Raw genomic sequence first — 12,055 nt, forward strand, 5'->3', positions numbered from 1 at the left:
TTTTTAAATTGCTCTTTCTATTATACAAAAAAATCACACATTGCGCGTGATTCAGATTGAAGAAAAAGTCTTCTTTTGAGATTTTCTTTTCAACTTCAAACAGTCTGGGGACTGTTTGAACCACCAATAGGTGGTAAATTATCAAGTGGATGATTTCAGGAATCCAGAGAATTCCATACCTAAATCAAGATACAAAGGGCGTTAAGCGGACAAGAGCAAAATAGGAAACTAACCGACGACGCTTGCGTCTAGGGTATGTTTATCTTTTTGCAGCCGTCCGTAGCCCGTGTTCAATTAAATCAAGATACAAAGGGCGTTAAGCGGACAAGAGCAAAATAGGAAACTAACCGACGACGCTTGCGTCTAGGGTATGTTTATCTTTTTGTAGCCGTCCGTAGCCCGTGTTCAATTAAATCAAGATACAAAGGGCGTTAAGCGGACAAGAGCAAAATAGGGAGAGTAGGATGTGAAATCATTAAGATTCTAGGAGGATTCCTCTTTTTGACACAATCCGCAGCCTATGCTTATTTCAGATTTAAGCCTAAAGTCTCAAATCTTCTGAGTACCTAAAACTTCAGTATTTCAAGCACTTTTATCACAACGGAAAGACTCGTTTGAATCTTGCTCTTTGCCTCGTCAATAAAGGAAATATTCTTGAAATCTGCAGATCTTAAAAACAGGTTTTCTACATTCCAATCACACATTACGTATGATTATTACTTATTTATTCTTGATTATTTCCAGCAAGCCAAAATAAGTGGTTAGAATTCCTTGTCCATTTTCTTGCTGGCACTTAGCCAATAATCTTTGACCGATAAGATTTCCTAAAAGAGAGCCAGTTAGAATAGTTAAAACAAACTCTTTACTTGTTTAATGAACTTTTTTATCCAACCAATTTAGAAGAAAATTCTTTGCTAGGCTAGGAGATAGAATAGCTTCCTTGGCTTGGTCAGGATGAAACCAGTTAGCTGCTTCCACTTCATGGTTCAGTTTTAAATCGCTGGCTTTCTTGGCACGGCAGACAAAGTTCACCATTAAAACTTGATTTTTTTCATAAAAAGAGCTAGCATTAAAAGCTATTATCTCAACTGTCAAACAAGTCTCTTCTAACACCTCGCGTTTGACAGCCTCTTCTAATTTTTCGCCTTTATTAACATAACCTGCCACTAAGATATACTGTCTCATATGGTACTGCTGAATCAGAAGAATCTTTTGCATTTGCTCATCATAGACAATCATTGATACTGCAAGATCATGCTGAGGAAAACGAAAAGCCTGACAATTTTCACAGTAAGGTACTTGCCCTTCGTGTTCTAACATTTTTTCTACTAATTGCATCCCACAATGCTGACAAAATTCCATTTAACAATCCTTTAATGCTTTTATCTGCTGACCAGTCTTATCAAAATTCTTCGGTGATAGCCAGTTTTCAAACCGCTTTTTCAGTTTAGGCCAATCTTGATCAATAACAGAAAACCAGTCCGTATCACGTGTCCGCCCCTTATAAACAACATGCTTACGGAAAGTTCCCTCATAAGTAAAACCAAGTCGCTTAGCAGCATTGCCAGAAGACTGATTTAGATGATCGCACTTCCATTCATAACGACGATAACCCAGATTCTCAAAAACATAATTCATAACCAAGTATTGTGCTTCTGTTGCAGCAGATGTTTTCTGCAAGGCAGGTGCATAAATCACGCGCCCCATCTCAAGCACACGATTTTTGGGATCAATGCGCATAAGCGAAAAAGTACCTAAAACCTTATCTGTCTCTTTGTCACGAATGGCAAAAAAATAAGGGTTTTCGGATTTTTCATAATCTTGGAGACGTTCTTGAACAGCTTCAGCAGTTTCAAAAGGCTGATCAAACATGTAGGTCCAATCAGACGGAACTGCATTCTTCCAATAGAAATCAATAATGTCATTTAGATGTTTTCTGGCATCAATATGTTCCACACTGCAATAGCGACCTTCTAAAAACTTCACATCAGGCATTTGACCAACTGCAAAATGTTCCAAAGTTTCTCCAACTTCTTGCTGATACTGATTAACTGGCATAAAGAACCTCTTTCTATTGATTATTAATCATTATAGCATAATGATTAATAATCGTTTACGATTGATCGATAACTGACGAACATTATCTATCTACCTTAAAAAGAAAACCTATTAAATGAAATAAAATGATCAGATAATCTTCAAATCTCCAGATTAAAAAATGGAATCACAAGAAGATTTTCACAACTAAAAAAGAAAAAGGAGTGAAAATGATTTCAACTCCTTTTAGACTGAAGCCTGTAAAATACAGACTGTTCTTATTCCCTGTAAGAAAAACTTTAAAAAATTTCCTATACTCAAAAAGTAGTAACTTTTATTTTGCGATTGGGTAGACAGATACTTGTTTTTTATCGCGACCTTTACGTTCGAAACGAACAACACCTTCAACCTTAGCAAAAAGGGTATCATCTCCACCACGACCTACGTTAGCACCTGGGTAGATATGTGTTCCGCGTTGACGGTAAAGGATTGAACCACCTGTAACAGTTTGGCCATCAGCTGCTTTAGCACCAAGACGTTTGCTTTCTGAATCACGTCCGTTAGATGTAGAACCGCCACCTTTTTTGTGGGCGAAAAGTTGCAAATTAGCAAGATTCATTTTTAACATAATGTTGTGTCCTCTCTTAAATTATTGGGTCATAATCTTAGCTGTTACAAATTCTGGAGAATTTTCAGCAAGATTAGTTATTCCTAGAAGAAAAGCTTCAAATAACAATTGAACTTTCTCATCTGATTTATTGGTTATATACGATAAATCAATCTTCATATAACCGCCATCAAACTCATCCATTTGTAAACTAACTGTACAGTCTGCTAAAACTTCCAAAGCATTAACCAAATTCATTGATAAAGTTGAAACAGCTGCGCATACGATATCAAAGCCGTACTCACCAGATCCAGCATGACCAGTCAGCTCAACGCTTTCCAGTATGCCCTTACGGCGAATAAATGTTGCTTGAATCATATCAGTTTATCTTAAGCGTTGATAGCTTTGATAACAACTTTGGTATAAGGTTGACGGTGACCTTGTTTACGGTGACTACCTTTTTTAGGTTTGTATTTGTAAGTAACAACTTTCTTTTGTTTTCCTTGTTTTTCAACAGTTCCAACAACAGTAGCTCCTTGAACAATTGGAGTACCAACAACAGTTTTGTCACCACCGACAAGAACAACTTGATCAAAGGTTACTTCTGCTCCAGCTTCAACATCAAGTTTTTCAACATAGATTGCTTGATCGACTTCAACTTTAACTTGTTTTCCACCAGTTTTGATGATTGCGTATGTGCTCATGATGCACCTCCTATAAGTTTTTGTTTGAGGAAATTCCTCCGTGAAGACTCGCCTAAATCGTGAGCTACGAAAGCTGCTTAAAAGCGATTTTCGTGCGGTTGCACAGGATGTGCATATAGTCAACTTTTATAGTATAGCATAGTCACTTAGGTATTTCAAGGAGTACAGTTAATTTATTTAGCTTTTTTCTCTTCAGTAATCGAATTAGGAAAAACAATAGCCAAAGAAACAAATAGAACAGTATACATCATAGCCGATGGCCAAATGGTCAAACTTAAAAACAATCCTAAAGTTTTCAAAAACATATCAAGTTTTAGCCATCGACTCTTTTTGACAGAGAAAGTTTGGATGGCTTCTGCCTTTTGGTTTTCCTTAATATGCGAAAGATCACTCTGCATCCACAAATTTGAACAAGATATTGCTATCACAATAATACCATAAAAGGACTGAGCAGCTGAATTATTGAAATCACTTGCAACCAGATTAGTGGCATAAGGAAAAAAAGAAGAGAAAAACAACATTAATAAAGACTGCCAAACTGTTTTATTGGAAATACTTTTAATATCATGCCAATTACGATGCAATAAAACCCACATGGCTCCTAACCAAAAGAAGGAAATAGTATAGGCAAAGAAATTCATTCGTAACTGCCATAGATTTTCCCAAGAAATAGGGTTTGGTTTCTTTAATTCTAAAACTAAGATTGTCATGATAATAGCCAGTATAGCATCTGTAAACGCAGCTAAACGTTCCTTTGTCATTGTAAACCTCTCTCATTATGTTTCCTACTGTACTGTTATTAGCACTAAGCCCAGAACCGCTCTTTTGACTAATTTTTGAAAACGTTCTAAATCAATACTCTGTTCCGTAGTCAATATCTGGTAGCGCTCCTGCCCCTCGTAATAGTAATGAGATGTCAGTTGGTATCCATTGCGCTCATAAAAGGACAGCCGCTGTCTTCTTTGTTCACTATTTGGCGAATCTTTCTCGACAGGCTCTATCGTTAAAATAAGCGGTTTTCTTCCAGCATATTCACGAATCTGTGCTAATATCATACTGCCATATCCTTTGGAGCGAACTGACCCATTAACAGCTAAAAAAAGGATAAACACCTGCTCCTTAGATTCAATAATATAAGCAAAACCAACAAAGCGTTCCTTATCATAATAGGCATAGCAAGTCACCAGAGAGCGCAAGCTATTTAGCAGCAAGCAAAAATAAGGAAAGCGCTCACCGCTCACGAGGTGGAAAAGCTGAAAGATATAATCTTTTAACATCATGATAAGCTTTACTAAAAAACTTCACTTTTTGTTGAGTTAAAGTCATCGATTCCCTTTCTTATCAACCATATCTTTGCTACCATTTTAAATTCACCAATTCCTTCATTTCTTTATAGGCTGTATCAACCTTCTCTTTCATGGCACTATCTAATTTATGACGATATTTGCCGCCTTCGATAAAATCTTCTAAAATCAAGACTCGGTAATCCTTATACTCATAACCTTCTGAACCTGTTTGCCCCTTGCCCCAAGACCAGACCATGGTTGGATGGGCTTTAACCGTTTTAATATTTGTTTTGCCAGCTTTCTTTTCAAAAGTGACATCCATGAGCAAGCCACGTTCCGTCCAATAATTTTGTAAATTCTCATAGGACTGGTTAGAAATAAAATTGCCCATGGAATAAATGATAAACTTCTTCTGTCCGTCTTGCTTGACAACCTCTGATGGTTCAGCAACATGAGGATGTCCACCAAAAATGACATCCGCTCCCCATTTGATCATTTTATGATAGAGTGTTTTTTGTTCCTCTGTTGGCTCAAGAGCATACTCCGTCCCCATTTGCGGCATGACAATGGTCACATCAGCTTTTTTCTCAGCACTTTTGAGTTCTGCTTTTATTTTCTTTTCGTCAAGGTTAGAAAGGTGAGCAGCCTGCTCTTCTTCTGTTAAATTGCTTTCCATCCCATTGTAACCATAAGCATAGCCCAAGATAGCAATTTTAATGCCGTTGACTTTCTTAATTAGAAAAGATTCTTTAGCACGATCTTCTTTGTAAATACCAATCGTATCTAATCCTAAGTCATTAAAGGTCTTAACCGTATTTAAAGCACCCGAAAGCTGAGAGTCAAGAATATGATTATGAGCCAAATCAACGACATCATAACCTGTATCTTTCATTGATTGAGCAGCTTCAGTCGGGGCATTGAAAAGAGGATAACCCGCTAAAGGATAATCAGGACTAATGGTTCCTTCAAAATCACCAATAGCCAAATCAGCGCTAGAAATCCAACTTTTAACATATTCAAAATAAGGGTCAAAATCATAGGAACCATCGTTTTTTCTGGCACTGGTATAGAGAATATCATGATAAAGAATATCACCATTAGCCACAACTCTTGCTCTTTGGACTCCGTTTGATGATGTGTCTATTTGCTTTGTCCTTAAAAACAAATCATGAATGCCAGCCAGCAACAAACAGAAAAGAACGAAAGCTAAACAAATTACTATGATTTTCGTATCTCTCGTCTTCTTAATCATATGGTCACCCCTATGCTTATTATAACATTTTTAAGATAGGGTTTCATTGAAAGAAAAAACATTGAAAGATGTTTTTCCAATGTTTCTTTTATTTATGATTCATGAAGAAAATGATTAATATATGATTTTTCTTGTTTTTACAATAAATCTTCGATTAAGACATCAACTTCATCCTGACTTTCTTCCTGCGGTGTTATTTCTGTAATGTTGATGCCCGCTACAGCACGCGCAACCAAACCTTCAACATCTAACCTCGCTTCATACTGCTCCACATTCTTAATTTTAGGATTGGTTTTAGGCCGATCCGGTGCAAAAATAGTACAACAATCTTCAAAAGGCTGAATCGAAATAGCAAAAGTATCAATCTTCTCAGCAATATCAATAATTTCCAATTTATCCATGGTGACCACAGGTCGAATAACAGGTGTTGTCGTAACAGCATTGATAGCTTGCATAGACTCTAATGTCTGACTGGCAACCTGTCCCAGACTCTCACCATTGATAATAACTAAACCACTGCGCTCTTCTCGAATCCGATCGGCAATTCGCATCATGAAACGCCGAGTTAAGGTCATTAGATAGGCTTCAGGAGCTTTTGCCTTAATTTCTTCCTGAATCTCTGTAAAAGGCACTTCAATAAATTGAATATTGCCGCCAAATTTAGTCAATTTACGTGTCAAATCCTGTGCTTTTTTCAGAGCACCGGGGCTAGTATAAGGCGGACTGGCAAAATGAACTGCTTCAATATTAACGCCTCTTTTTAGAGCAAGATAGCCCGCCACTGGTGAATCAATTCCTCCTGACAGCATCAGCATACCCTTACCTGCTGTACCAACAGGCAAACCACCCGCTCCTTTAATATTTTCATAAGAAAGATAAGCTGCTTCCTCACGAATCTCTACTTTCAAATTGACATTTGGATGATTCATCTGCGCTTTGATATCAGGCAAAACGGCAAAAACTGCACTGCCCAAAACCTGATTAAGTTCACGACTGTCTAATTCAAACTGATGATCACTTCTTTTGCTGGAAATTTTAAATGTCAAACCTTCATGATGAAGTTCCATCATAATTGCTTGAACAGCCTTCTCTAAAGCAGGGACACTTTTTTCAACCTTATAGGAGGGAGAGAAGGCTTGAATCCCAAAAATTTGTTTAAGGGATTCTGCTACAGGAACATAGTTTGCTCCATTAAGATAGATATGGGCACGATCACGATCCGCACGAATACTGACTTCAGGATAAATGGACAAAACATGTTTCATATTGCGTTTCAATTGATTGATAAAACGCATACGATTTTTACCTTTCGTTGACAATTCACCATAACGCACCATAATTTCTGAATACTGCATAGTAAAAATAAAAGGTCATTGAATCATTAGAATAGAAAAAATCGAAACAAGTCACCTAAATTAGAAACGACTTATCTCTTGTCTAAATTTCTCAGACCTTTTTGCCTTCCCTTCTTACCTTACTTTTTTTGTTTTTTCATAAATTTGTTTGAAAATGGTTAAAAATTGCTCCACCTGACTCATGTCATTATTTTCATCAAGACTAAGGCGAACGGCTGTTTGAGCAAGCTTGCTGGAAATTCCCATTGAAATGAGGGTGCCCGCAGGTTTACCAGCCTTGGAGGAACAAGCTGATGTCGTTGAAATGTAAATATCATGTTCTTCAAAGGCATGAACCAATACCTCACCACGCACTCCTTTGATACCAAAAGTTAAAATATTGGGAGCAAAATATTCCATTTCTGAAAAAAGAATAACATCATCATAATGCGATAGGCTATCAAAAAGAATTCTCTTCATAGCCAACAGTTGTTTTTGTCCTATTTTGGCTTTATCAAGAACAATTCTCAAGGCTTTGGCCATTGCCGCAATCCCCGCTACATTTTCGGTGGTGCTTCGAAAGCCAGCTTCTTGTCCGCCACCGTTCAAAAGAGGAGAAATCTTCTTCCCCGCTTTCTTATAAATAAAGCCAACACCACGAACAGAATGAAATTTATGACCAGAAAAAGTCGCAAAGTCAACACGATCAGTCAAGTAATCATCCGTTGCTATCTTGCCAATTGCCTGTACAGCATCTACATGAAAAGAAATACTAGCCTTATCAGCTAAAAGCTTTGAAATTGCTTTAATCGGTTGAACAGAACCAATCTCATTATTAACAGCCATGATAGAAACTAAAATAGTATCAGGTCGCAATAGTTTTGCCAAGACATCAACTTTGACAAAACCCTTTTTGTCAACAGGGGCAAAATCAACCTCAAAGCCCTGAGTTTGCAACCATTTAGCAGATTCTTTCACTGCTGGATGTTCAATGTCAGATACAATAATATGTTTACCGTAACGCTGCTTTTCAAAGGCCAGACCTTTAATGACCCAGTTATCTCCTTCTGTACCGCCTGAAGTAAAAAAGACTTCATCTGTCCTTTTTCCTAAAAGCTCTGCAATTTGCTGACGAGATGCCTGCAAAATCCTGCTTGACTGACTACCTAATTGATGCAAGCTAGAAGGATTGCCAAAAATTTTAGTTGCCACTTCTTCATAGGTTTTGATTGCTTCCGGATAAGGAAGTGTTGTTGCTGAATTATCAAAATAAATCATCTTTATCACCTTTTTAATACAATAGCAACATTATACCATATTTCACAAAACTTCTTTAGAGAATAGCATCATTTTTATGGCTTTTTTAGGGAAAAAGCGTATAATATTATCAAAGGAGGAATCATGGCAAATAACTATTCTCGTCGTCAACAACCCACTAAAAAAACAAAGGGGACAAGTCGGAAACGTCCGACTGAACATATCAAAACAGGTTTTTCAGCACTGCAAAAGAGTGTTGCTATTATCGCTGGTATTTTAGGGATTATTACCGCTTTGATTACTATTAATAATTATCGCAATAGTTCACACAATGATAAAAAAGATTCCACATCTAAAACCACTATCATCAAAGAAAAAGAAGTGGATGACTCAAATAGTAACAACAATGCTGCTAATTCTCAAGCTGAAAATGACAGCAATAACAATAATAATTCTGCAGAATCAAATCAAAACCAAACTGCAACAACAGCAAATGACAGTAACAGCAATTCGGCTAATCAAAATCAAGCCAATAGCCAATCACAAGCAAATAATCAGCAAAATCAAAACAATGCTAATGCTGGTCAATAATTTTAAAAAGGTTGGGACAAAAAAGTGTCCCGACCTTTTTTATTGCATAATGTTAGTTTAGCGCAGGAGTTGATTGGAATTGTCCCCCTCATTTTTCAAGTTCACCCCCTAAACAGTCCACTGGATTGTTAAAGTATCCCTTGCTTTACAAGTGATCGCTCCAATAGTTTAGAAACTGTTGAAACTTATCTAATCCACTTTGCAAAAAATAAAATGACGACATCAAATCACCAATTCATTCCGATTGACTGACTTTGCCTTATTCTCTTTTTAAATTTTCTTTTCTGAGTACTTTCAGATATGCTATAATGATGACACTATTGTATCAAAGGACAAACAATGAATAAAACAGAAACGCTCAATTGGATTCACTCCTTTAAAGCCAAGGGACGACAAGCTGATTTAAAACGCATGAATTGGCTCTTGGAAAAATTAGGCAATCCACAAACTACATTTCCTGCTATTCACATTGTTGGAACCAATGGTAAAGGATCTACATGTAGCTATTTACAGCATATTCTGACAGCATCAGGCTATAAAACGGGAAGCTTTACTTCTCCTTATATTACTCGCTTTAATGAACGTATTGCCATTGACGGGAAGGAAATTTCTGATCAGGACTTAAACAAGGTCATTTCGCTTGTCAAACCCATTGTTGAATCGGTAACCGTTGAAACCCAGTATGAAAAAGTCACCGAATTTGAACTCGTCACACTTCTTATGTTTACCTATTTTGCACAAATCAATCCTGTAGACATTGCCATCATTGAAGCAGGAATCGGTGGACTTAAGGATTCAACAAACGTTTTCAAAGCATTGGCGGTTGTCTGTCCTTCAATAAGTTTTGATCACCAAGAAAAACTGGGCAATAGTTTAGCACAAATTGCCCGCCAAAAGGTAGGAGTCTTAGATGAAAAGGTCCCCTTTATTTTTGGCCAAATGACTTCTGCAGTTAAACAAGTATTTTATAAAGAAACCCAATTATTAGGCTGCCCAACTTTTGAATGCAATAAAGACTTTTCTTTTAAGGAAAATGGCAAAGCTTTTGACTTTATTTATCAAGACTTTTTGATATCAGCTATTCACCTAAAAATGTTAGGACAACATCAAAAAGCTAATGCCAGTCTTGCCATTATGACGAGTTTAATTCTAGCTAAGGTATTTCCAAATATTAATTCCAAAACAATAAGGACTGGTCTTCAATCTACCATCTGGCCTGGACGTTGTGAACTATTACAAACTAATTTGCTGCTTGATGGCGCCCACAATATAGATGCTATTACAAAGCTGATTCAAGTGCTAAAAGACAGCTTTAGAGATAAAACCATTCATATTCTCTTTGCCGGGCTCAAACGTAAACCAATCGAAAAAATGTTAGCACAATTAGCTGAATTTGATCTCAGTGTTACGAGCTTTGATTTTTTTGAAGCCTTGCCTTTAGAAAATTACCCACTTAGCTATCCAAGAGTTGACAATTGGAAAAATTGGATAACTCAGGCAACAGCCCATTCAGACCATCTTTATGTTGTAACAGGATCTTTCTACTTCATTTCCCAAGTTCGTAATCACCTAATCGAAAAGACAAGGCTCCAATGAACCTTGTCTTTTATATATATCAGCGCATAGTGACAAACTCTTCTGAACCTGTTGGGTGAATGGCAACGGTATTGTCAAAATCAGCCTTAGTTGCTCCCATTTTGATAGCAACCGCAAAACCTTGAATCATCTCATCAACACCATAACCAATACCATGTAGACCAACAATCTTTTCATCCTCACCTACTGTTACCAACTTCATCTTGCAAGCTTGACGGTGACTGGTTACTGCCGTATACATTGAAGTAAAAGTTGAACGATAAACGGTGACATTTTCTTCACCATACTGATCTAAAGCCGCCTCTTCAGATAGGCCGATTGAACCAATAACTGGATGGCTGAAAATAACGGTAGCAACATCCTTATAATCCATCTTAGCCTGAGGCTTATGGTTAAAAAGGCGTTCAGACAGTTGACGGCCAGCCTTTACAGCAACTGGTGTTAATTCTAATTTTCCATTGACATCTCCAAGAGCATACAAACCTTCAACATTAGTATTTTCAAATGCATCAGTCGCAATAAAACCTCTACTATCTAATGTGACACCAGTCACTTCCAGATTAAAACCTTTTGTATTGGCAGCACGGCCAATTGCCCAAATCAATGTATCAACAGTGTACTCCTCACCATTTTCCAAAATAAGTGTTAGACTATTATCAGTATTTTTAATCACTTCTTTAGGGACTGAAAAAGTATGAAGATGAGGACCATCCTTTTTCATTTCGTCCACAAGTGTTCCAACAATTTCCTTATCAAATTTGCGAAGGGGACGATCCCGACGGACAAAAAGATGTGTCTCACTGCCAAGAGCATGCAGAATACCTGAAATTTCCACAGCAATATAACCAGCACCAACAACTGCTGTCCGTTTAGGAATGGCATCTAACTCAAAGAAGCCATCTGAAGTAATACCATACTCACTACCAGGAATATCCGGCAGTAAGGCATGACCACCCGTCGCAATCAAAATATGCGGTGCAGTATAATGTTCCCCAGCTACTTCTACTGTATGAGCATCTACAAAAGTAGCATAGCCATAAACACGTTCAACACCATTGCTATCAAAACCACGTTCATAAGAATCATGAATACGATCAATATAAGCCTGACGATTTTGCTTCAAGACATCGAAATGAAAGGCCTGAGTTGTTACATCAAAACCGTAGTCAGCTGCATAATTATTAATGGTTTCTGCTACTTGAGCTCCATACCACATGACTTTCTTAGGGACACAGCCAACATTAACACAGGTTCCACCGACTTGCTTGCCTTCAAACAGAATCACCTTAGCCCCATGCATAGCCGCGCGGTTAGCAGAGGCAATCCCGCCTGAACCACCACCAATAACGATATAATCATATTGTTTAGTCATAAAAATAAAGACTCCTTGT

General features: G+C 37.4%; 12 protein-coding genes, 1 pseudogene and 1 other annotated feature. Of the genes and pseudogenes, 2 read left to right on the forward strand and 11 right to left on the reverse strand.

What is annotated here, in order from left to right; translation table 11 throughout:
* Positions 1-870: 870 nt before the first annotated feature.
* From FNL60_RS06365 to FNL60_RS06410, 10 genes and pseudogenes are all read right to left on the reverse strand, one after another.
* Positions 871-1,362 carry an NAD(+) diphosphatase gene (locus tag FNL60_RS06365; RefSeq protein WP_002262000.1) on the reverse strand — a complete coding sequence of 164 codons (492 nt, stop codon included), beginning with the start codon at positions 1,360-1,362 and terminating at the stop codon, positions 871-873.
* Positions 1,363-2,058, reverse strand: a complete 696-nt coding sequence (locus FNL60_RS06370) for a GNAT family N-acetyltransferase (protein WP_002261999.1) — start codon at positions 2,056-2,058, stop codon at positions 1,363-1,365. It abuts the gene before it with no gap.
* A gap of 313 nt (positions 2,059-2,371) precedes the next feature.
* Complete coding sequence (gene rpmA / locus FNL60_RS06375) at positions 2,372-2,665, reverse strand: 50S ribosomal protein L27 (RefSeq protein WP_002261998.1); 294 nt, start codon at positions 2,663-2,665, stop codon at positions 2,372-2,374.
* 21 nt (positions 2,666-2,686) lie between these two features.
* Positions 2,687-3,022, reverse strand: a complete 336-nt coding sequence (locus tag FNL60_RS06380) for a ribosomal-processing cysteine protease Prp (RefSeq protein ID WP_002261997.1) — start codon at positions 3,020-3,022, stop codon at positions 2,687-2,689.
* A gap of 11 nt (positions 3,023-3,033) precedes the next feature.
* Positions 3,034-3,348, reverse strand: a complete 315-nt coding sequence (rplU, locus tag FNL60_RS06385) for a 50S ribosomal protein L21 (protein ID WP_002261996.1) — start codon at positions 3,346-3,348, stop codon at positions 3,034-3,036.
* Positions 3,349-3,382: 34 nt separating this feature from the next.
* Positions 3,383-3,458, reverse strand: a sequence feature (ribosomal protein L21 leader region).
* A 63-nt stretch (positions 3,459-3,521) separates the two neighbouring features.
* Entirely contained in the window at positions 3,522-4,109 is a 588-nt protein-coding gene (locus FNL60_RS06390) for a TMEM175 family protein (protein WP_002264144.1), read from the reverse strand.
* 24 nt (positions 4,110-4,133) lie between these two features.
* A pseudogene (locus FNL60_RS06395) lies at positions 4,134-4,674 on the reverse strand (GNAT family N-acetyltransferase).
* A gap of 30 nt (positions 4,675-4,704) precedes the next feature.
* Entirely contained in the window at positions 4,705-5,886 is a 1,182-nt protein-coding gene (locus FNL60_RS06400) for a CapA family protein (RefSeq protein ID WP_018110151.1), read from the reverse strand.
* A gap of 137 nt (positions 5,887-6,023) precedes the next feature.
* Positions 6,024-7,241: a tRNA uracil 4-sulfurtransferase ThiI gene (gene thiI / locus FNL60_RS06405; protein ID WP_002280047.1), complete on the reverse strand. Its 1,218-nt coding sequence runs from the start codon at positions 7,239-7,241 to the stop codon at positions 6,024-6,026.
* 114 nt (positions 7,242-7,355) lie between these two features.
* Positions 7,356-8,498, reverse strand: a complete 1,143-nt coding sequence (locus tag FNL60_RS06410; protein ID WP_002278203.1) for a cysteine desulfurase family protein — start codon at positions 8,496-8,498, stop codon at positions 7,356-7,358.
* Positions 8,499-8,621: 123 nt separating this feature from the next.
* On the opposite strand from FNL60_RS06410, the gene FNL60_RS06415 reads away from it, so the two are divergent.
* Positions 8,622-9,068: a DUF6556 family protein gene (locus tag FNL60_RS06415; RefSeq protein ID WP_002261990.1), complete on the forward strand. Its 447-nt coding sequence runs from the start codon at positions 8,622-8,624 to the stop codon at positions 9,066-9,068.
* Positions 9,069-9,407: 339 nt separating this feature from the next.
* Positions 9,408-10,664: a bifunctional folylpolyglutamate synthase/dihydrofolate synthase gene (locus FNL60_RS06420; protein WP_002280048.1), complete on the forward strand. Its 1,257-nt coding sequence runs from the start codon at positions 9,408-9,410 to the stop codon at positions 10,662-10,664.
* Positions 10,665-10,683: 19 nt separating this feature from the next.
* On the opposite strand, the gene gorA is transcribed toward FNL60_RS06420, so the two are convergent.
* A complete protein-coding gene (gene gorA, locus FNL60_RS06425) occupies positions 10,684-12,036 on the reverse strand; it encodes a glutathione-disulfide reductase (RefSeq protein ID WP_002261988.1) in 1,353 nt (450 codons plus the stop codon).
* Between the last annotated feature and the right edge of the window lie 19 nt (positions 12,037-12,055).

The sequence above is a fragment of the Streptococcus mutans genome (assembly GCF_006739205.1).
In the GTDB taxonomy this organism is placed as follows: Bacteria; Bacillota; Bacilli; order Lactobacillales; family Streptococcaceae; genus Streptococcus; species Streptococcus mutans.

Coding starts and splice junctions, on each gene's coding strand:
- FNL60_RS06365 (WP_002262000.1), bottom strand. CDS start 1,362: ATGGAATTTTGTCAGCATTGTGGGATGCAATTAGTAGAAAAAATGTTA.
- FNL60_RS06370 (WP_002261999.1), bottom strand. CDS start 2,058: ATGCCAGTTAATCAGTATCAGCAAGAAGTTGGAGAAACTTTGGAACAT.
- rpmA (WP_002261998.1), bottom strand. CDS start 2,665: ATGTTAAAAATGAATCTTGCTAATTTGCAACTTTTCGCCCACAAAAAA.
- FNL60_RS06380 (WP_002261997.1), bottom strand. CDS start 3,022: ATGATTCAAGCAACATTTATTCGCCGTAAGGGCATACTGGAAAGCGTT.
- rplU (WP_002261996.1), bottom strand. CDS start 3,348: ATGAGCACATACGCAATCATCAAAACTGGTGGAAAACAAGTTAAAGTT.
- FNL60_RS06390 (WP_002264144.1), bottom strand. CDS start 4,109: ATGACAAAGGAACGTTTAGCTGCGTTTACAGATGCTATACTGGCTATT.
- FNL60_RS06400 (WP_018110151.1), bottom strand. CDS start 5,886: ATGATTAAGAAGACGAGAGATACGAAAATCATAGTAATTTGTTTAGCT.
- thiI (WP_002280047.1), bottom strand. CDS start 7,241: ATGCAGTATTCAGAAATTATGGTGCGTTATGGTGAATTGTCAACGAAA.
- FNL60_RS06410 (WP_002278203.1), bottom strand. CDS start 8,498: ATGATTTATTTTGATAATTCAGCAACAACACTTCCTTATCCGGAAGCA.
- FNL60_RS06415 (WP_002261990.1), top strand. CDS start 8,622: ATGGCAAATAACTATTCTCGTCGTCAACAACCCACTAAAAAAACAAAG.
- FNL60_RS06420 (WP_002280048.1), top strand. CDS start 9,408: ATGAATAAAACAGAAACGCTCAATTGGATTCACTCCTTTAAAGCCAAG.
- gorA (WP_002261988.1), bottom strand. CDS start 12,036: ATGACTAAACAATATGATTATATCGTTATTGGTGGTGGTTCAGGCGGG.